The 18,366-nt window shown below is 71.1% G+C and carries 20 protein-coding genes; 6 read left to right on the top strand and 14 right to left on the bottom strand.

The window, feature by feature from the left end:
* Positions 1-131: 131 nt before the first annotated feature.
* The 3 genes from ACWD4B_RS25035 to dapD all read right to left on the bottom strand — a co-directional run bounded on the left by ACWD4B_RS25035 (position 132) and on the right by dapD (position 2,073).
* Entirely contained in the window at positions 132-788 is a 657-nt protein-coding gene (locus tag ACWD4B_RS25035; protein WP_451422848.1) for a hypothetical protein, read from the bottom strand.
* A complete protein-coding gene (locus ACWD4B_RS25030) occupies positions 785-940 on the bottom strand; it encodes a hypothetical protein (protein ID WP_451422847.1) in 156 nt (51 codons plus the stop codon). The genes ACWD4B_RS25035 and ACWD4B_RS25030 overlap by 4 nt, the downstream gene beginning before the upstream one ends.
* 143 nt (positions 941-1,083) lie before the next feature.
* Entirely contained in the window at positions 1,084-2,073 is a 990-nt protein-coding gene (gene dapD, locus ACWD4B_RS25025) for a 2,3,4,5-tetrahydropyridine-2,6-dicarboxylate N-succinyltransferase (RefSeq protein WP_451422846.1), read from the bottom strand.
* A gap of 103 nt (positions 2,074-2,176) precedes the next feature.
* Here dapD and ACWD4B_RS25020 point away from each other — a divergent pair, with 103 nt between their 5' ends.
* A complete protein-coding gene (locus tag ACWD4B_RS25020) occupies positions 2,177-3,106 on the top strand; it encodes a winged helix-turn-helix transcriptional regulator (protein WP_451422845.1) in 930 nt (309 codons plus the stop codon).
* Positions 3,107-3,165: 59 nt separating this feature from the next.
* Complete coding sequence (locus ACWD4B_RS25015; RefSeq protein ID WP_451422844.1) at positions 3,166-3,828, top strand: DUF6445 family protein; 663 nt, start codon at positions 3,166-3,168, stop codon at positions 3,826-3,828.
* Between the two features lie 67 nt (positions 3,829-3,895).
* Here ACWD4B_RS25015 and ACWD4B_RS25010 read toward each other — a convergent pair whose 3' ends face one another.
* From ACWD4B_RS25010 to ACWD4B_RS24975, 8 genes are read right to left on the bottom strand one after another with little or no spacing between them, the layout of a single operon-like run.
* A complete protein-coding gene (locus ACWD4B_RS25010) occupies positions 3,896-4,258 on the bottom strand; it encodes a metal-sulfur cluster assembly factor (RefSeq protein ID WP_336412423.1) in 363 nt (120 codons plus the stop codon).
* On the bottom strand, positions 4,255-4,710 hold the full coding sequence (sufU, locus tag ACWD4B_RS25005; protein ID WP_451422843.1) for a Fe-S cluster assembly sulfur transfer protein SufU: 456 nt from the start codon (positions 4,708-4,710) through the stop codon (positions 4,255-4,257). The genes ACWD4B_RS25010 and sufU overlap by 4 nt, the downstream gene beginning before the upstream one ends.
* Before the next feature lie 14 nt (positions 4,711-4,724).
* Positions 4,725-5,978, bottom strand: a complete 1,254-nt coding sequence (locus ACWD4B_RS25000; RefSeq protein WP_451422850.1) for a cysteine desulfurase — start codon at positions 5,976-5,978, stop codon at positions 4,725-4,727.
* Between the two features lie 2 nt (positions 5,979-5,980).
* Positions 5,981-6,745, bottom strand: coding sequence for a Fe-S cluster assembly ATPase SufC (gene sufC / locus ACWD4B_RS24995; RefSeq protein ID WP_451422842.1), 765 nt, complete (start codon positions 6,743-6,745; stop codon positions 5,981-5,983).
* 7 nt (positions 6,746-6,752) lie between these two features.
* Complete coding sequence (locus ACWD4B_RS24990; protein WP_171080254.1) at positions 6,753-7,073, bottom strand: non-heme iron oxygenase ferredoxin subunit; 321 nt, start codon at positions 7,071-7,073, stop codon at positions 6,753-6,755.
* Positions 7,070-8,257, bottom strand: coding sequence for a Fe-S cluster assembly protein SufD (sufD, locus tag ACWD4B_RS24985; RefSeq protein ID WP_451422841.1), 1,188 nt, complete (start codon positions 8,255-8,257; stop codon positions 7,070-7,072). The genes ACWD4B_RS24990 and sufD overlap by 4 nt, the downstream gene beginning before the upstream one ends.
* 59 nt (positions 8,258-8,316) lie before the next feature.
* Positions 8,317-9,738, bottom strand: coding sequence for a Fe-S cluster assembly protein SufB (gene sufB, locus ACWD4B_RS24980; RefSeq protein WP_451422840.1), 1,422 nt, complete (start codon positions 9,736-9,738; stop codon positions 8,317-8,319).
* Positions 9,735-10,538: a helix-turn-helix transcriptional regulator gene (locus ACWD4B_RS24975; RefSeq protein WP_451422839.1), complete on the bottom strand. Its 804-nt coding sequence runs from the start codon at positions 10,536-10,538 to the stop codon at positions 9,735-9,737. Before ACWD4B_RS24975 ends, sufB begins: the two co-directional genes overlap by 4 nt.
* A 172-nt stretch (positions 10,539-10,710) precedes the next feature.
* On the opposite strand from ACWD4B_RS24975, the gene ACWD4B_RS24970 reads away from it, so the two are divergent.
* Genes ACWD4B_RS24970 through ACWD4B_RS24960 form a run of 3 tightly spaced genes read left to right on the top strand, consistent with a single transcriptional unit; the run spans position 10,711 to position 13,466 of the window.
* Positions 10,711-11,646: an ABC transporter ATP-binding protein gene (locus tag ACWD4B_RS24970; RefSeq protein ID WP_451422838.1), complete on the top strand. Its 936-nt coding sequence runs from the start codon at positions 10,711-10,713 to the stop codon at positions 11,644-11,646.
* 50 nt (positions 11,647-11,696) lie between these two features.
* A complete protein-coding gene (locus ACWD4B_RS24965) occupies positions 11,697-12,410 on the top strand; it encodes an ABC transporter permease (protein ID WP_451422849.1) in 714 nt (237 codons plus the stop codon).
* Between the two features lie 57 nt (positions 12,411-12,467).
* Complete coding sequence (locus ACWD4B_RS24960) at positions 12,468-13,466, top strand: COX15/CtaA family protein (RefSeq protein ID WP_451422837.1); 999 nt, start codon at positions 12,468-12,470, stop codon at positions 13,464-13,466.
* Here the strand turns inward: ACWD4B_RS24960 and ACWD4B_RS24955 are convergent.
* The 3 genes from ACWD4B_RS24955 to ACWD4B_RS24945 form a co-directional block, all read right to left on the bottom strand.
* On the bottom strand, positions 13,439-14,485 hold the full coding sequence (locus tag ACWD4B_RS24955) for an amidohydrolase (RefSeq protein ID WP_451422836.1): 1,047 nt from the start codon (positions 14,483-14,485) through the stop codon (positions 13,439-13,441). The genes ACWD4B_RS24960 and ACWD4B_RS24955 overlap by 28 nt on opposite strands.
* A 44-nt stretch (positions 14,486-14,529) precedes the next feature.
* Positions 14,530-14,853 carry a hypothetical protein gene (locus ACWD4B_RS24950; protein WP_451422835.1) on the bottom strand — a complete coding sequence of 108 codons (324 nt, stop codon included), beginning with the start codon at positions 14,851-14,853 and terminating at the stop codon, positions 14,530-14,532.
* Between the two features lie 98 nt (positions 14,854-14,951).
* A complete protein-coding gene (locus tag ACWD4B_RS24945; RefSeq protein ID WP_451422834.1) occupies positions 14,952-15,893 on the bottom strand; it encodes a heme o synthase in 942 nt (313 codons plus the stop codon).
* A gap of 385 nt (positions 15,894-16,278) precedes the next feature.
* Here ACWD4B_RS24945 and tkt point away from each other — a divergent pair, with 385 nt between their 5' ends.
* Positions 16,279-18,360, top strand: a complete 2,082-nt coding sequence (gene tkt, locus ACWD4B_RS24940; protein ID WP_451422833.1) for a transketolase — start codon at positions 16,279-16,281, stop codon at positions 18,358-18,360.
* The last annotated feature ends 6 nt before the right edge of the window (positions 18,361-18,366 follow it).

Below are 18,366 nucleotides of genomic sequence, written 5' to 3'. Positions count from 1 at the left end.
GCTCGCTGGGCGCGTCCGAGGTGATCGACTACCGGGACCCGCAGGCCCCGTAAGGGGCGCGGGGAACTGCGCGACCAGCCACGACGCGCCCGCAGTCGAGGCACTCGGGGCTGCGCCCCTTACGGGGCGCCCTAATCCCCCCACCCCTCCACCCGCGCCAACCGCCCCTGGAACCAGTCCAGTCGCGCCTGCAGCATGGCGGCCTCCGCCATGAGCTCGGTCATGCTGACCGGCGCGGCTTCCCGCACCCCCGGCTCGGTGACCACCGTCACCGAGCCGGCCCGTTCGGCGAACTCCGCGAACGTCACGCCCGTCCGCCCCAGCCCGGCCCCGCACCCGCCGCAGTCGGCGGCGACCGTCCACCAGCCGGGCCGCCCCCATCCCGCGTCGGAGAACCGGGTGGCGGTCCGGCCGCAGCCGCACGGTCCCACGCGCACGGTGCGCACGCGCTGGCGCGCGTAGCGCATTCCGCGCTCGTGGCGAATGTAGGCGCCCAGCACGGTGACTTCGAGCAGCACGGCCCGCCGGTGCGCCCCGGTGCACGTCAGGCCGAGCGCCTCGGCCGGGGAGTGCAGGCAGTGGAAGCCGCAGTCGCAGAAGCGCGCCGGGCTGCGGTGCCGTCGCCCGTACGCACAACGGGCGTCGTCCAGCACGCCGTACGGGGAGCCGCCGCCGAGGGAGACCCCCGTGAAGCCGGCCCGGGTGCCGTCGTGCGAGAGCACCGGGTAGGCGATCTTGTAGCCGGTGGGCGGCGCGGCGGGACGTTCCTGCGGAAGCCGCAGCCTCATCGCCCGGCGAGCACCGCGGGAGCCGGGACCTCGGCGGCAGCGGCCTCCTCGGGTCCCTCGGCCGCCGTCCGCACCGCCGCGCGGGGCTCCTCCGCGGGCCCCTCCACGGGCTCTTCAGCGAACCCGACGGCGAGTGCCTTGCCGAGCCTCATGACGCCTCCCGTTTGTCCGGTTACGGCACCCGCTTCCGGTGGATGCCGGACCCGTCCATGGTGGCGCAGTACGCCCGGTAAACGCCAGAGTGGCCGACCGGCGGAAACCCCGCCGGCCGGCCACTCCGGGACAACCCTGCGCGTCAGTTGTGGCTGTGCAGAACCTCGTTGAGGCCACCCCAGGTGGACTTGTAGGGGCGCGCCTCGACGGCGCCGCTGGTGGAGTTGCGGCGGAAGAGGATGTTGTCGGCGCCGGAGAGCTCCAGCGCCTTGACGACCTCGCCGTCGGGCATGGTCACGCGGGTGCCCGCGGTGACGTAGAGGCCCGCCTCGACGACGCACTCGTTGCCGAGGGCGATGCCGATGCCGGACTCGGCGCCGAGCAGGCAGCGCTCGCCGATGGAGATGATCTGCTTGCCGCCGCCGGAGAGGGTGCCCATGGTGGAGGCGCCGCCGCCGATGTCGGAGCCGTCGCCGACGACGACGCCCGCGCTGATGCGGCCCTCGACCATGGAGGTGCCCAGGGTGCCGGCGTTGAAGTTGACGAAGCCCTCGTGCATGACGGTGGTGCCCGGGGCGAGGTGGGCGCCGAGGCGGACGCGGTCGGCGTCGGCGATGCGGACGCCGGACGGGGCCACGTAGTCCGTCATGCGCGGGAACTTGTCGATGCTGGTGACCTGCAGGTGCTGCCCCGCGGCGCGGGCCTTCAGGCGGACGGACTCGACCTGGTCGACGGCGACGGGGCCGAGCGAGGTCCAGGCGACGTTGGCGAGCAGGCCGAAGACGCCGTCGAGGTTCTGGCCGTGCGGCTTGACCAGGCGGTGCGAGAGCAGGTGCAGCCGCAGGTAGGCGTCGTGCGCGTCCAGGGGCTTGTCGTCGAGCGAGGCGATGACCGTCCTGACGGCCACGACCTTGACGCCGCGGCGCGGGTCGGGACCGACGGCGGCGAGGGCCTCCTCGCCCAGCAGCTCCGCGGCGAGGTCGGCGGTCAGCACCGTGGTGCCGGCCGGGCCGGGGGCGTCGAGCAGTTCGGGGGCCGGGTACCAGGTGTCGAGGACGGTCCCGTCGTCGGTGATCGTGGCGAGGCCGGCGGCGGAGGCGCCGGTGGTGCGGGAGGCAACAGCATCGGTCATGTCCGAAAACCTAACCGGACGGGGCGGCTCAAGGCGAACTCGAAGGCATCCGGACGCAGCAAGTGGGTTCCCTTACGGAACCCACTCTGCCATGATCACGGTCATGCCCCGCCGCACCGGCCCGCCCGCGGGCGACGAGAACTGCGCCATCGCCCAGGCCCTGGACGTGGTCGGCGACTGGTGGACCCTGCTGATCGTCCGCGACATCGCGCGCGGGCTGTGCCGCTTCGACACCCTGCACGCCTCGCTCGGCCCGTCGCGCAAGGTGCTCGCCGAGCGGCTGAGGCTGCTGACGGAGGCGGGCGTCCTGGCCCGCGAGCCGTACCAGCAGCGCCCGCCGCGGTTCGAGTACCGCCTCACGCCGCGCGGCCGGGCGCTGCTGCCGACCCTGGTCGCCCTGCAGGACTGGGGCGACACCTGGCTGCTGGGAGAAGGAGAACCCGGGATGACCTCCAACACGGCGCGGACCACGGCCACGACCGCCGACGGCTCGCGCGAGGCCGAGCGCGTCCACGCACTGCTCGGCACCACGCTGCCCCCGCTCGCGCTCCCGGGCCCGGCGGGCACGCCCGTGGATCCCGTCGCCGGCACCCCGTTCACCGTGCTCTACTGCTTCCCCGGCGCCTACGCCTCCCGTGCCTCCTACCCGCCGGGCTGGGCGGACATCCCCGGTGCCACGGGATGCACCCTGGAGTCGTGCACCTACCGCGACCAGCTCGCCGGGTTCACCGCGGCGGGCGCCACCGTCCACGGTGTCAGCACCCAACGCCCCGACGAACAGCGCGCGTTCGCCGCGAAGGAACGACTGCGCTTCCCGCTCCTGTCGGACGCGGACCTCGCGCTGGCCGCCGCCCTCCGCCTGCCCACCTTCCGCACCGTCGGCACGACGCGCCTCAAGCGCCTCACCCTGGTGACCGACGCGGACCGGGTCGTCCGGCACGTCCAGTACCCGGTCACGGACGTCACGGCGAGCGTGGAGGCGGCCCTGGCCGCGGTGCGGTCCATGGCGGGAACGTCAACAACCCCGAGTTGACGCAAGGTTGACCAATTCACCGGACAACCCTGACGGACCCCGAATGTATGGTCGCCCGCATGGCACCCGCACTTCCCGTCCTCCCCTACCGCAAGCCCACCCGCGGCCGGGACTACTGGATCCTGGACGACGTCCTGCCCGACCCGGACGCCGTGCGGGCCCGCTGCCTGGCCAAGGACGACTGGGTCGAGGGCTACCCGCACAAGCCCGAGAGCTGGCCGGGCCTGCGGGCCATGCCGGGGCTGGAGCCGGACGAACTGGTCTGCGTCGAACGGCAGGTGCGGAAGGCGACCGGGGCGCGGAAGCTGTGGGTGGAGAGCACGCCTGGCGGCGGCACCCTCAACCACAACTGCATCCAGGTCGTCGGCCAGGGCGAGTCCGAGCTGCGCCCGCACACCGACTCGCGGGCGCTGTGCCGCTACGCCGCCGTGCTCTACCTCAACCCGCACGTGCCCAAGGACTGCGGCACCAGCTTCTACCGCCAGAGCCTGCCCGGCGGCCGGCTCGGCGGCAACATGGTCACGGCGCCCCACAACAACCTGGTCGACGCCCTGGGCACCCGCTTCGTCCCGCCGGACTCCTTCACGGAGGACGTGCGCGTGCCGCACCGCTACAACCGGCTGCTGCTCTACACCGCCAACATGATGCACAGCGCGACGGGTTACTGGGGCAGCGCCCTGGAGGAGAAGCGGATGACGGCGGTCTTCTTCTGGATGGCGTGAACCGCAACGGCCCGCCTCCTGGGTCAGGAGGCGGGCCGTTGCGACAGGCCGAAGAACTCGGAAGAACTCAGACGTTGAACCCGAGCGCCCGCAGCTGCTCGCGGCCGTCGTCGGTGATCTTGTCGGGGCCCCACGGCGGCATCCACACCCAGTTGATGCGGAGCTCGTTGACGATGCCGTCGGTGGCCGACTTCGCCTGGTCCTCGATGACGTCGGTCAGCGGGCAGGCCGCGGACGTCAGGGTCATGTCGAGGGTGGCGATGTTGGCGTCGTCGATGTGAATGCCGTAGATCAGGCCGAGGTTGACGACGTCGATGCCCAGCTCGGGGTCGACCACGTCGTAGAGGGCCTCGCGGACCTCCTCCTCGGTGGCCGGCTTGGTCGTCGCCGGGGCGGACTCCGCCGCGGCGTCGGTCACGTTCTCGCTCATGCGGTCTTCCCTTCGGACAGCGCCTTCGCCGTCGCGTCCTTCCATGCCATCCAGCTCAGCAGGGCGCACTTCACCCGCGCGGGGTACTTGGAGACGCCTGCGAACGCGACCGCGTCCTCCAGGACCTCCTCCATCGCGTCGTCCGGCTCCAGCTTGCCCTTGGACTGCATCAGCTCCAGGAAGGTCTCCTGGATCCGCCGGGCCTCGGCGAGCTCCTTGCCCACGAGCAGCTCGTTGAGCACGGAGGCGCTGGCCTGGCTGATGGAGCAGCCCTGGCCCTCGTACGAGACGTCCTCGATCTTCTCCCCGGCCAGCCGGACGCGCAGCGTGATCTCGTCGCCGCACGTCGGGTTGACGTGGTGCACCTCGGCGTCGCCATCCCGCAAGCCCCGGCCGTGCGGGTTCTTGTAGTGGTCCAGGATGACGTCCTGGTACATCGAATCAAGCTTCACAGTGGGCGCCCATCTCAGCCGAAGAAGTTCCGGACGTGCTCCAGGCCCTCGATCAGCGCGTCGACCTCGGCGGGCGTGGAGTACAGGTAGAACGACGCCCGCGTGGTCGCAGGAATTCCGTAGCGCAGGCAGACGGGGCGGGCGCAGTGGTGGCCGACCCGGACCGCGATGCCCTGCTCGTCGAGGACCTGGCCCACGTCGTGCGGGTGGATGTCGCCGAGCGTGAAGGAGATCGCGGCACCGCGGTCCTCGGCCGTGACGGGGCCGATGATCCGCAGGTCGGGGACCTCCTGCAGGCGCTGGATGGCGTACTCGGTGATCGCGTGCTCGTGGCGCGCGATGCGCTCCATGCCGATCGAGGTGAGGTAGTCCACCGCGGCGCCGAGGCCGACGGCCTGGGCGATCGGGGGCGTACCGGCCTCGAACTTGTGCGGCGCGGGGGCGTAGGTGGAGGAGTGCATCGAGACGGTCTCGATCATCTCGCCGCCGCCGAGGAACGGCGGGAGGTCCTCCAGCAGCTCCTGGCGGCCCCACAGGACGCCGATGCCGTCCGGGCCGCACATCTTGTGGCCGGTGAAGGCCACGAAGTCGGCCTGGAGCGCCTGGACGTCCAGCGGCATGTGCGGGGCGGCCTGCGAGGCGTCGATGACGACGAGCGCGCCGACCTGCTGGGCGCGGCGCACGATCGCCTCGACCGGGTTGACCGTGCCCAGGATGTTGGAGACCAGCACGAAGGAAACGACCTTGGTCTTCTCCGTGATGATCTCGTCGATGTTGGACAGGTCGAGGCGGCCGTCGTCGGTGAGGCCGAACCACTTCAGCTTCGCGCCCGTGCGCTGCGAGAGCAGCTGCCAGGGAACGATGTTGGAGTGGTGCTCCATCTCGGTGATGACGATCTCGGTGTCGTGGTCGACCCGGTAGGGCTCGTCGGCCCAGCCGAGCATGTTGGCCACGAGGTTGAGCGACTCCGAGGCGTTCTTGGTGAAGATCACCTCGTCGCGGCTGGGCGCGTTGATGAAGGCCGCGACCTTGTCGCGCGCGCCCTCGTACAGCGCCGTGGCCTCCTCGGCGAGGACGTGCACGCCGCGGTGGACGTTGGCGTTGTGCTGCTCGTAGTGCTCGTTGAGCACGTCGAGCACCTGGCGCGGCTTCTGGGAGGTGGCCGCGTTGTCCAGGTAGACGAGCTTCTTCCCGCCGTGGACCGTGCGGTCCAGGATCGGGAAGTCCTTGCGGATCGCGTCGGTGTCGAGCAGGCCCGGCAGCAGTATGGTCACGCCGTTACGCCACCCTTCACGTACGCCTCGTAGCCCTCGTTCTCCAGCTTGTCGGCGAGCTCGGCGCCGCCGGACTCGACGATCTTGCCGCCCGCGAAGACGTGCACGAAGTCGGGCTTGATGTAGCGCAGGATGCGCGTGTAGTGGGTGATCAGCAGGGTGCCGACCTCGCCCGTCTCGCGGACCCGGTTGACGCCCTCGGAGACGACGCGCAGCGCGTCGACGTCCAGGCCGGAGTCGGTCTCGTCGAGGATGGCGATCTTCGGCTTGAGGAGCTCCAGCTGGAGGATCTCGTGGCGCTTCTTCTCACCGCCGGAGAAGCCCTCGTTGACGTTGCGCTCGGCGAAGGCGGGGTCCATCTGGAGCTGCTCCATGGCGGACTTGACCTCCTTCACCCAGGTGCGCAGCTTGGGGGCCTCGCCGCGGACGGCGGTGGCGGAGGTGCGCAGGAAGTTGGAGACCGAGACGCCGGGGACCTCGACCGGGTACTGCATGGCGAGGAAGACGCCGGCGCGGGCGCGCTCGTCGACGGACATCTCCAGGACGTCCTCGCCGTCGAGGGTGACGGTGCCGCCGGTGATCGTGTACTTGGGGTGACCGGCCAGCGAGTAGGCCAGGGTGGACTTGCCGGAGCCGTTGGGGCCCATGATGGCGTGGGTCTCGCCCTGCTTCACGGTCAGGTCGACGCCACGCAGGATCTCCCGGGGGCCGTTTTCGGCGTCGACGGAGACGTGCAGGTCGTGAATCTCAAGCGTTGCCATGGGGAACTCAGGACTCCTGGGTGACGGAGACGAGCACGTCGTCCCCTTCGATCTTGACGGGGTATACGGGGATGGGCTGCGTCGCGGGGAGGCAATCGGGCTTGCCGGTGCGCAGGTCGAAGCTGGAGCCGTGCAGCCAGCACTCGATGTGGCAGTTCTCCACCTCGCCCTCGGAGAGGGAGACGTTCGCGTGCGAGCAGATGTCGTTGACCGCGAACACCTCGCCCTCGGTGCGGACGACGGCGACCGGGGTGCCGCCGAGCTCGACCCGCTTAGGAGTGTCCTCCTCGAGCTCGCTCAGACCACAGGCGCGGACGAAGTCGTTCATGCGACCGACGCCTCCAGCTCCGTCTCGATCTTGGCGAGGAGGCGCTCCTCCAGGTCGGGGATGCCGATCTGCTGCACGAGCTCGGCGAAGAAGCCGCGGACCACCAGACGGCGGGCCTCGTCGGCGGGGATGCCGCGGGCCATCAGGTAGAACAGCTGCTCGTCGTCGAAGCGGCCGGTGGCCGAGGCGTGGCCGGCCCCGACGATCTCGCCGGTCTCGATCTCCAGGTTGGGGACGGAGTCGACGCGGGCGCCGTCGGTGAGGACCAGGTTCCGGTTGAGCTCGTAGGTGTCGGTGCCCTCGGCCTCGGCGCGGATGAGCACGTCGCCGATCCAGACCGCGTGGGCGTCCTTGCCCTGCAGCGCGCCCTTGTAGGCGACGTTGCTGCGGCAGTGCGGGGTGTCGTGGTCGACGAAGAGGCGGTGCTCCTGGTGCTGGCCCTGGTCGGTGAAGTACAGGCCGTAGAGCTCGGCCTCGCCGCCCGGGGCGCCGTAGACGACGCGGGGGTGCAGCCGGACCAGGTCGCCGCCGAAGGTGACGATCACGGACTTGAAGGAGGCGTCGCGGCCGACGAGCGCGGTGTGCTGGCCGGCGTGCACCGCGGTGCCGTCCCAGTCCTGGACGGAGACGACGGTGAGCTTGGCGCCGTCGCCGATGAGGAACTCGACGTTGGCGGCGAGGGTGGCGTCACCGGTGTGGTCGATGACGACGACGGCCTCGGCGAACGCGCCGACCTCGACGACCTGGTGGCCGAAGGCGACCCCGCCCTCTCCGTGCACGGAGATGCGGACGGGCTCGGTGAGCACCGTCTCCTTCGGGATGGAGACGACCGAGGCCTTCTCGAAGGAGCTGTAGGCCTGGGCGGCGACCCGGTCGACCGGCTTGCCGGCCTTGCCGAGGCGGGCGTCGTCCCGGCCGACGGTCTCTACGGTGACGCCCTCGGGGGCCTCCACCTCGACCTTGACGCCGCCGTCCACGGCCTTGTCGGCGGCCGTGCCGTCGTGCAGACCGCGCAGGCGCTCCAGCGGGGTGAACCGCCACTCCTCCTCGCGGCCGTGCGGCACGGGGAAGTCCGCGACGTCGTACGAGGCGGGGGCGCTGACCCGGGCGTCGATGGGCTGGCGGGGGCCGCCCACCTGGATGGCGCCGTCGGTCGTGCTGCCGGCGGGAGTGTTGTCAGCCATGGCTGTCGTCGTGCTCTCTTCCTGTCACAAAGGGTTCGCTGCGGTCCGGGGGGCGTCGGCTAGCCGACGGCGCCTTCCATCTGCAGCTCGATCAGCCGGTTGAGCTCCAGCGCGTACTCCATGGGCAGCTCGCGGGCGATCGGCTCGACGAAGCCGCGCACGATCATCGCCATCGCCTCGTCCTCGGACAGACCGCGGCTCATCAGGTAGAAGAGCTGGTCCTCGCTGACCTTGGAGACGGTCGCCTCGTGGCCCATGGAGACGTCGTCCTCGCGGACGTCGACGTAGGGGTAGGTGTCCGAGCGGGAGATGGTGTCCACCAGCAGGGCGTCGCACAGGACGTTGGACTTCGAGCCCTTGGCGCCCTCGCCGATCTCGATCAGACCGCGGTAGGAGGTGCGGCCGCCGCCTCGCGCCACCGACTTGGAGACGATGTTGGAGGAGGTGTTGGGCGCCATGTGGACCATCTTGGCGCCGGCGTCCTGGTGCTGGCCCTCGCCGGAGAAGGCGATGGACAGGGTTTCGCCCTTGGCGTGCTCGCCCATCAGGTAGACGGCGGGGTACTTCATCGTCACCTTGGAGCCGATGTTGCCGTCGACCCACTCCATGGTCGCGCCCTCGTAGGCGACGGCGCGCTTGGTGACCAGGTTGTAGACGTTGTTCGACCAGTTCTGGATGGTCGTGTAGCGGCAGCGGCCGCCCTTCTTGACGATGATCTCGACGACGGCGCTGTGCAGCGAGTCGGACGAATAGATCGGGGCGGTGCAGCCCTCGACGTAGTGCACGTAGGCGTTCTCGTCGACGATGATCAGGGTCCGCTCGAACTGGCCCATGTTCTCCGTGTTGATGCGGAAGTAGGCCTGGAGCGGGATGTCGACGTGGACGCCCGGCGGGACGTAGATGAAGGAGCCGCCGGACCACACGGCGGAGTTCAGCGAGGCGAACTTGTTGTCACCGACCGGGATGACCGTGCCGAAGTACTCCTGGAAGAGCTCCGGGTGCTCCTTCAGAGCGGTGTCGGTGTCCAGGAAGATGACGCCCTGCTCCTCCAGGTCCTCGCGGATCTGGTGGTAGACGACCTCGGACTCGTACTGCGCGGCGACACCGGCGACCAGACGCTGCTTCTCCGCCTCGGGGATGCCCAGCTTGTCGTAGGTGTTCTTGATGTCCTCGGGCAGGTCCTCCCAGGTGGCGGCCTGCTTCTCCGTGGAGCGCACGAAGTACTTGATGTTGTCGAAGTCGATGCCGGAGAGGTCGGAGCCCCAGGTCGGCATGGGCTTCTTGTCGAAGAGCCGCAGGCCCTTGAGACGGAGCTTGAGCATCCACTCGGGCTCGGACTTCTTCGCCGAGATGTCGCGGACGACGTCCTCGGAAAGGCCGCGCTTCGCCGCGGCACCGGCCTCGTCGGAGTCGGCCCAGCCGTATTCGTAGGTGCCCAGACCCTCGAGTTCGGGGTGGGCAGTCTCCGTGGGGAGAGTCATGCGGGGTTCCTCCCGGCCGTGCTGGTGGATGCTTCGGTGGTCTTGGGGGTGCTGCTCTTGGGGATGAACGTCGTGCACACTCCGTCGCCGTGGGCGATGGTGGCCAGACGCTGCACGTGAGTCCCGAGCAGGCGGGAGAAGACCTCGGTCTCCGCCTCGCACAGCTGCGGGTACTGCTCGGCGACGTGGGCGACCGGGCAGTGGTGCTGGCAGAGCTGTTCGCCGACCGGTGCGCTGCGCGCCGTAGCAGCGTACCCGTCCGTGGTCAATGCCCCGGCCAGTACCTGTGTGCGGTCCTCGGGGGCGGCCGCCGCCAGGGCGGCCTGCCATTTCTCGGCCTGCGCGGCCAGCCGCGCGCGGGCGAAGGCGGCCACGGCGGCCTCGCCCTTCGCTCCGCCGCCCGCGGACTGGGCGATCCAGCGCAGGGCGTCCTGCGCGAGCTTGTCGTAGGCCTGGTCGAAGGCGTCGCGCCCGCAGTCGGTGAGCGCGAAGACCTTGGCGGGACGGCCGCGGCCGCGTGCTCCGTAGACCCGCTTCTCCCGGGCCTCGACGACGCCCTCGGCGAGGAGGGTGTCGAGGTGGCGGCGGACGGCCGCGGAGGTGAGCTCCAGGCGCAGGGCCAGCTCGGCCGCGGTGGACGGGCCGTGGTCGAGGATGGAGCGGGCGACGCGGTTGCGCGTGCCGCGCTGCTCGTCGTGGGCGCGGTGTTCCTCCCGCGCGGGCACGGGCGCACCGCGCCCGGCGGCCCGGCCTCCCGGCCTGGCCGCGGGGCCCTGTGGAGCCTCGCCCGCGTATTTCACAACACCATTGTTGCGTAATTGCCGGGAAGGCGACAAGCCTCATCCGGGGGACCCGGCGGTGGTTTCGATCACTTAGGGTCACCTAACCACCACCGGTGTGGATCATCGCGGGGGCGGGTTCCGCGCACCCCGGCGGGGTCCGCGGCGGCTCCGGGTTCGTAGACTTCCCGCCATGCGCAGCGCCAGTTCAGAGCCAGCCGTCGAGGTCCGCGGCCTCGTCAAGCGGTACGGGACGAAGACCGCGGTGGACGGGCTCGACCTGACCGTCGCGGCCGGCGGCCTGACCGCCGTCCTCGGCCCCAACGGGGCCGGAAAGACCACCACCATCGAGACCTGCGAGGGCTACCGCCGCCCCGACGCCGGCACCGTCCGCGTCCTGGGCCTCGACCCCGTCGCCGACGCGGCCGCCCTGCGCCCGCGCGTGGGCGTGATGCTGCAGAGCGGCGGCATCTACGCGGGCGCCCGCGCGGACGAGATGCTGCGGCACATGGCGTCGCTGCACGCCGATCCGCTGGACGTGGACGCCCTGGCCGACCGCCTGGGCCTCGGCTCCTGCGGCCGCACCCCCTACCGGCGGCTGTCCGGCGGACAGCAGCAGCGCCTGTCCCTCGCCATGGCCGTCGTCGGCCGGCCCGAGCTGGTCTTCCTCGACGAGCCGACCGCGGGCCTGGACCCGCAGGCCCGGCACGCCACCTGGGACCTGGTGCGCGACCTGTGCGCGGACGGGGTGACGGTCGTGCTGACCACGCACCACATGGACGAGGCCGAGGCGCTGGCCCGGGACGTCGCGATCATCGACGGCGGCCGGGTCGTCGCCCAGGGCAGCCCCGAGGAGCTGTGCCGCGGCGGCGCCGAGAACACCCTGCGCTTCAACGGCCGCCCCGGCCTGGACCTCGCCGGCCTCCTCAAGGCCCTGCCCGCCGAGTCCGCCGCCGTGGAACTGACCCCCGGCAGCTACCGCGTCAGCGGCGAGGTCGGCCCCCAGCTCCTGGCGACCGTGACCACGTGGTGCGCCCAGCACGGCGTCATGCCGGACCGCATAACGGTGGAACGGCACACGCTGGAGGACGTCTTCTTGGAACTGACCGGTAAGGAGCTGCGCGCGTGACCACGACCGGCACGTTCACCCCGAAGCCCGGCGCCGCCCCGCTCCCCCGGATGATCCGGGCGCAGGCCGCGCTGGAGACACGGATGCTGCTGCGCAACGGTGAGCAGCTGCTGCTCACCGTCGTCATCCCCACCCTGCTGCTGGTGCTCTTCAGCACCGTCGACGTCGTCGACACCGGCAAGGGCAGGTCCGTCGACTTCCTCGCCCCCGGCATCCTGGCGCTGGCCGTGATGTCCACCGCCTTCACCGGCCAGGCCATCGCGACCGGCTTCGAGCGGCGGTACGGCGTGCTCAAGCGGCTCGGCGCCTCGCCGCTGCCGCGCTGGGCGCTGATGACGGCGAAGACCTGCTCGGTGCTGGTCACCGAGGTCCTGCAGATCGTCCTGCTGACCGTGATCGCCTTCGCGCTCGGCTGGTCGCCGCACGGCAACCCGCTGGCCGTCCTGCTGCTGCTCGTCCTCGGCACGGCCGCGTTCTCCGGGCTCGGGCTGCTGATGGCCGGCACGCTCAAGGCCGAGGCGACGCTGGCCGCGGCGAACCTGGTCTTCCTGCTGCTGCTCGTCGGCGGCGGGGTGATCGTGCCGCTGGAGAAGTTCGGCGCCGCCCAGGAGGTGCTCCGGCTGCTGCCCGTCTCGGCCCTGTCGGGCGGACTGCGGGACGTCCTGCGCGACGGCGCGGGCATGCCGTGGGCCGACCTCGGGATCCTTGCGGGCTGGGCCGTCCTGGGCCTGGGCGCGGCGGGACGGTTCTTCCGCTGGGAGTGACGGCACAACAGGGGGCCCTCGTGAATCCGTGCACAAGCGGGCCTCTACGATGAGCCCGTGCCGAACATGCCGAATCCCCTCCAGATCGTCGCCGACCGCTGGCAGCCCTCCGCACGCTTCGTCCGGCGGGCCGCACTGACCTCCGTCGTGATGGCCGTGATCATCGTCGTGACGGGCGGCGCCGTCCGGCTGACCCAGTCCGGGCTCGGCTGCCCGACCTGGCCGACGTGCACGGACCAGAGCCTCACGCCGACCCCGGCGATGGGCATCAACGGCATGATCGAGTTCGGCAACCGCATGCTGACGTACGTGCTGTGCGCGGTCGTCGGCCTGGTGATCGTCGCGGCACGCGCGCGTACCCCGTGGCGCCGCTCCCTCACCCGGCTCGGCTGGGCGCAGTTCTGGGTCGTCATGGGCAACGCCGTGGTCGGCGGCATCACGGTGCTGACGGGTCTCAACCCGTACATCGTCAGCGCGCACTTCCTCCTGTCGACCGCCCTGCTGACGGTGTCCGTGGTGACCTGGCAGCGCTCCTGCGAGGGCGACGGCGAGCCGCGCGACCTGGTGAGCCGTCCGGTGCGGGAGCTCAGCCGGGTGCTGCTCGCCGCCACCCTGCTGCTGATCGTCGTCGGCACCGTGGTCACCGGCGCGGGCAAGCACGCGGGCGACGCCTCCGCCGGTGTGCGCCGCATCCCGCTGGACTGGCACGAAATCACCCAGCTGCACGTGGACTTCGTCTACATCGTGATCGGCCTGACGGTCGCCCTGTGGTTCACCCTGCGCGCCGTGCAGGCGCCCGAGGGGCCGCGCCGCCGTGTGGTGGAACTGTTCGCGGTGCTGATGCTGCAGGGCCTCGTCGGCTACGTCCAGTACTTCAACGACTCGCCCGAAGTCGTCGTCGGCGTCCACATGTTCGGCTCCTGCCTGGTCTGGATCGCCGCGCTGCGCGTCGCCCTGTCGCTGCGCGAGCGCGGCGAGGCGGCCGCGGTGCCGGCGCCGTCCGAGCCCGTGGCGGACACGGACGCCGGTCAGCCCGCGGCCGCGTCCAACCGGTAGACCCGGCGCGCGGTTCCGGCCGCGACGAGCGAGACGATCCGCCCCGCCTCGGCCGGCCGGCACCAGCCGTCCGCGACCCAGTCGCCCATCAGCTTCTCCATGGCCCGCACGAACAGCCGCGCGGCCACCACGTAGAGCTCGGCCAGCGCCCGGGCCCCGGTGGAGAACAGCAGCTTGCCGAACGGCGCTTCGCGCAGGGTCTCCTCGGGGCGCGTGCCCACGTCCGCGTAGACGTGCGGGAAAACGGCGGCCAGTCGAGCCGCCTGGCGGTGCCGCCAGGGGTCGGGCAGCAGCACCAGGTCCGTACCCGTGCCCGCGGTCGCCCGCAGAAAGCCGGTCAGCCGCTGCGGGTCCGGGCAATGCAGCTGGACGGGCAGGCCCGTGGCCACCGCGCTCCACAACAGGTGCCGGGCCAGGGCCGGGCCGACCGGCGGCGCGCCCCTGCGGCGCGTCCGCAGCCAGTTCCCCGCCGCCTCGCGCACCTCGGCGGCACCGGGCGGGCTCCCGTCGCAGCCGACGGCGCCGGAGGCGAACGCGGTGGCGGTGCGGGCGGCCGCGTACAGCGCCTCGGCCGTACGGGCGAGGAAGGTGTCGGCGTCCTCGCAGGAGTCCGCGATCCGTGCGGCCAGTTGCTCGAGCCGGACGACCTCGTGGGCGCGGCCCTCGGCGGCGCAGGCGAGTTCGGCGGGCGAGGTGAGTTCACCCGGACGGCCGGACTCCAGCAGGAACGTACCGATCCCGGCACCGCGCAGCAGCAGCTGCCCGGCCCGGTACGCGCCCAGCTCGCGGCGCCGGGCGAGGTAGTGGACGGGCGGGCAGTTGGGCTCCAGGCCCAGCAGCGGAGGGCACCAGCGGCGCACGGCGAGGCCGGCGCGGCTGTCGAAGAAGCTGGTGCCCGGCGGGGCCGGTCCGGTGGATCCGGCGGCCTCCGCCAGGTGCCGCTCGAACACCCCGATCCCCAGTTCGCCATGGACGGCGCCACGGCTGTACTGGTCCACGAGCGGCGGTATGCCGTCCATGCGCGCCCTCCCCTCCCGTCGGTTCTAACGGGTGAGGGGCGGCGTCAGTTATTGGCGGGACCGCCGAGCTGGATGCCGGCCATCCGGGACCACTCGTACGGGCCGGTGCGAACCTTGGCGGCGAGTTCGCCGTCGAAGGTGTCCTGCAACGTCAGCCCGGCGGTCTCGGCGGCCTCCTGTGCAGTGGCGTAGGAGCGGGCGACGAGGGTGCCCCACGTGCCGTCGGCGCCGACGAGCGCGATCCGGGTGGTGCCCCGCCCTATGTGCGCCAGCTGCCCCTCCGCGCTCCCGCCGTGGGCCTTGGCGAACGCCGTGATCTGCTTCGCGAGACGGGACGCTTGGCGCTGTGCCTGCTTGGTGTCTGCCATGAGCAGGATGCTACCGACGGGTAGCCGACATGGCGACGGGCGTCCGCGTGGCCTGTGCCACGCGGACGCCCGAAGTCGTGTGCGCCCCGTCAGGGGTACTACCGCAAGAACGGATCGATCGCCACGGCGGTGAACAGCAGCGACACATAGGTGATCGACCAGTGGAACAGCCGCATCTCCTTCAGCTTCGCCCCGGTGATCCCGGCCTTGGCGCGAGCCTGAAGCGCGTGCGCCTCCTTCAGCCAGAACCCACCGCACAGCACCGCAACGGCCGTGTAGAACCAACCCGTGTAGCCCAGCGGCTGGAGCAGCAGGGACACGCCGACCATCACCCAGCTGTAGAGGACGATCTGCCGGGCGACGGCCTTGTTGCCGGCGACCACGGGGAGCATCGGCACGTTCGCCCGCTCGTAGTCCTCCTTCACCTTCATCGACAGCGGCCAGTAGTGCGGCGGCGTCCAGAAGAAGATGACCAGGAAGAGGATCAGGGAGGCCCAGGAGACCTCGTTCCGCACCGCGGACCAGCCGATGATGACCGGCAGGCAGCCCGCGATACCGCCCCACACGATGTTCTGCGCGGTGCGGCGCTTGAGGATCATCGTGTAGACGACGGTGTAGAAGAGTGACGCGCCGAGGGAGAGCATCGCCGACAGCGGGTTGACCAGGTACCAGAACCACACGGTCGACCCGACGGTGAGCACCGAGGCGAAGACCAGACACTCGCGTGGCGAGATCAGGCCGGTGACGAGCGGACGCTGGGACGTCCGGTCCATCATGGCGTCGATGTCGCGGTCGTAGTACATGTTGAACGCGCCCGCGCCGCCGGCCGAGAGGTAACCGCCGATGCACGTGGCCAGGACCAGACCGAGGTCCGGAACGCCCTGTGCGGCGAGGAACATCACCGGCACCGTCGTCATCAGCAGCAGCTCGATGACGCGCGGCTTCGTCAGTGCCACGAAGCCCTTGACGCGAGCCCCGAAGGGCCTGCGAACCGGGCTCTCGCTCAGAACCCCCGCAGGACGGGATTCGACGGCCGTCACGCACACCCCTGACAGAGATAAGGCCAGCAAGCACATCCGGGCAGGAATCCCCGGTAAAGACTTGCGCGTACCACGCCACTTTAGACGCAGGCGATACCGCGGCCTCCTCCGGGGTGGGGTCGTGTTGGCGGGGCGGCGGAACATGACAGAACGGTCTCGTTCGGGAGGCGGGCCCGTCGCGCACCCGGCAGGCTGGAAACAGTGGACGGTCTCGCCGTGACGGGAATGTCCGCCCGCGTCATCCGGTTGCCGGGAGCGAGTGCCGGGCAGCCGACTGCACGTCGAAAAGATGCGCGTCCCGACGGGGGTAGGCTCGACAGCGCCGCGTCGTGGCGGAATACCGCCCCCGGCAAACAGAACATGTGGAGAGGAGCCCTGACCGAGGGTGAGCAACAAGCCGACCACCACAGACCTCGAATGGACCGAACTGGACCAGCGGGCCGTCGATACCGCCCGCGTCCTGGCCATGGACTCCGTGCAGAAGGTCGGCAACGGCCATCCGGGCACGGCCATGAGCCTCGCTCCGGCCGCCTACCTGCTGTTCCAGAAGATGATGCGGCACGACCCGAACGACGCCGGCTGGGTCGGCCGTGACCGGTTCGTCCTCTCCCCCGGCCACACCAGCCTGACGCTGTACGTCCAGCTGTTCATGGCGGGCTACGGCCTGGAGCTGGCGGACCTCAAGGCGTTCCGCACCTGGGACAGCAAGACCCCCGGCCACCCCGAGCACGGCCACACCCGCGGCGTGGAGACCACCACCGGCCCGCTGGGCCAGGGCATCGCCAACGCGGTGGGCATGGCCATGGCCGCCCGCTACGAGCGCGGCCTGTTCGACCCGGAGGCCGCGCAGGGCGAGTCGCCCTTCGACCACACCATCTGGGCGATCGTCTCCGACGGCGACCTGGAGGAGGGCATCTCCGCCGAGGCGTCCTCGCTCGCCGGGCACCAGAAGCTGGGCAACATCGTCGCGCTGTACGACGACAACCACATCTCGATCGAGGGCGACACCGAGACGGCGTTCTCCGAGGACGTCCTCAAGCGCTACGAGGCCTACGGCTGGCACGTCCAGCGCATCGAGCAGGCCCCCAACGGCGACTTCGACATCCACGCCCTGCACGCGGCGCTGAAGGCCGCTCAGGAGGAGACCGAGCGTCCGTCGATCATCGCGGCCCGCACGATCATCGCCTGGCCCGCCCCGAACGCGCAGAACACCGAGGCCTCGCACGGCTCGGCGCTGGGTGCGGAGGAGGTCGCCGCGACCAAGAAGGTCATGGGCTTCGACCCCGAGCAGCACTTCCAGGTCGAGGACGAGGTCTTCGCGCACGTCCGCAAGGTCGTCGACCGCGGCCGCGAGGCCCACGCGAACTGGGACAAGCGCGTCCTGCAGTGGCGTCAGGCCAACACCGAGCGCGCCGCCGACTTCGACCGCATCGTCGCGGGCGAGCTGCCCGACGGCTGGGAGAAGGCCGTTCCGGTCTTCCCGGCGGGCAAGGACGTCGCGACCCGCAAGGCCTCCGGTGAGGTCCTCAAGGCGCTGGGCGGCGTGATCCCCGAGCTGTGGGGCGGCTCCGCCGACCTGGCCGGCTCGAACAACACCACGATCGACGCCACGTCGTCCTTCCTGCCGAAGGGCAACCCGCTGCCGGAGGCGAACCCCTACGGCCGCACCATCCACTTCGGCATCCGCGAGCACGCCATGGGCTCGACCATGAACGGCATCGCGCTGCACGGCAACACCCGTGTCTACGGCGGCACCTTCCTGGTGTTCTCCGACTACATGCGCCCGGCCGTGCGCCTCGCCGCGCTGATGAAGCTGCCGGTCACCTACGTGTGGACGCACGACTCCATCGGCCTCGGCGAGGACGGCCCGACGCACCAGCCGGTCGAGCACATGGCCGCGCTGCGCGCCATCCCGGGCCTGAACATGGTCCGCCCGGCCGACGCCAACGAGACCGCCATCGCCTGGCGCGAGATCACCAAGCGCCACACGGCCAAGCCCGCGCCGCACGGTCTGGCCCTCACCCGCCAGAACGTCCCGACGTACGAGGCCAACGAGGGCGTGGCCAAGGGCGGTTACGTCCTGTTCGAGGCCGAGGGCGGCCGTCCGCAGGTGATCCTGATCGGCACCGGCTCCGAGGTCCAGCTGGCCGTGGAGGCCCGCGAGGCGCTGCAGGCCGAGGGCATCCCGACCCGCGTGGTCTCCATGCCCTCCGTCGAGTGGTTCGAGGAGCAGGACCAGGCCTACCGCGACGGCGTGCTGCTGCCCGACGTCAAGGCCCGCGTCGCGGTCGAGGCCGGCATCGGCCTGACCTGGCACCGCTACGTCGGCGAGGCCGGCCGCATCGTCTCGCTGGAGCACTTCGGCGCCTCCGCCGACTACAAGGTGCTCTACCGCGAGTTCGGCCTGACCTCCGAGGCCGTGGTCGAGGCCGCCCGCGAGTCGATCGCCGACGCCGCCCGCCGCTGACGCCCC

It is taken from the genome of Streptomyces sp. NPDC002536 (assembly GCF_053594995.1).
The sequence above is the reverse complement of the archived record's forward strand: the minus strand, read 5'-3'. Positions and strand labels throughout refer to the sequence as shown.

What these genes read in the sequence shown, in the direction of transcription:
- ACWD4B_RS25035 (WP_451422848.1), bottom strand. Translation starts at nt 788, where the DNA reads ATGAGGCTGCGGCTTCCGCAGGAACGTCCCGCCGCGCCGCCCACCGGC.
- ACWD4B_RS25030 (WP_451422847.1), bottom strand. Translation starts at nt 940, where the DNA reads ATGAGGCTCGGCAAGGCACTCGCCGTCGGGTTCGCTGAAGAGCCCGTG.
- dapD (WP_451422846.1), bottom strand. Translation starts at nt 2,073, where the DNA reads ATGACCGATGCTGTTGCCTCCCGCACCACCGGCGCCTCCGCCGCCGGC.
- ACWD4B_RS25020 (WP_451422845.1), top strand. Translation starts at nt 2,177, where the DNA reads ATGCCCCGCCGCACCGGCCCGCCCGCGGGCGACGAGAACTGCGCCATC.
- ACWD4B_RS25015 (WP_451422844.1), top strand. Translation starts at nt 3,166, where the DNA reads ATGGCACCCGCACTTCCCGTCCTCCCCTACCGCAAGCCCACCCGCGGC.
- ACWD4B_RS25010 (WP_336412423.1), bottom strand. Translation starts at nt 4,258, where the DNA reads ATGAGCGAGAACGTGACCGACGCCGCGGCGGAGTCCGCCCCGGCGACG.
- sufC (WP_451422842.1), bottom strand. Translation starts at nt 6,745, where the DNA reads ATGGCAACGCTTGAGATTCACGACCTGCACGTCTCCGTCGACGCCGAA.
- ACWD4B_RS24990 (WP_171080254.1), bottom strand. Translation starts at nt 7,073, where the DNA reads ATGAACGACTTCGTCCGCGCCTGTGGTCTGAGCGAGCTCGAGGAGGAC.
- sufD (WP_451422841.1), bottom strand. Translation starts at nt 8,257, where the DNA reads ATGGCTGACAACACTCCCGCCGGCAGCACGACCGACGGCGCCATCCAG.
- sufB (WP_451422840.1), bottom strand. Translation starts at nt 9,738, where the DNA reads ATGACTCTCCCCACGGAGACTGCCCACCCCGAACTCGAGGGTCTGGGC.
- ACWD4B_RS24970 (WP_451422838.1), top strand. Translation starts at nt 10,711, where the DNA reads ATGCGCAGCGCCAGTTCAGAGCCAGCCGTCGAGGTCCGCGGCCTCGTC.
- ACWD4B_RS24965 (WP_451422849.1), top strand. Translation starts at nt 11,697, where the DNA reads ATGATCCGGGCGCAGGCCGCGCTGGAGACACGGATGCTGCTGCGCAAC.
- ACWD4B_RS24955 (WP_451422836.1), bottom strand. Translation starts at nt 14,485, where the DNA reads ATGGACGGCATACCGCCGCTCGTGGACCAGTACAGCCGTGGCGCCGTC.
- ACWD4B_RS24950 (WP_451422835.1), bottom strand. Translation starts at nt 14,853, where the DNA reads ATGGCAGACACCAAGCAGGCACAGCGCCAAGCGTCCCGTCTCGCGAAG.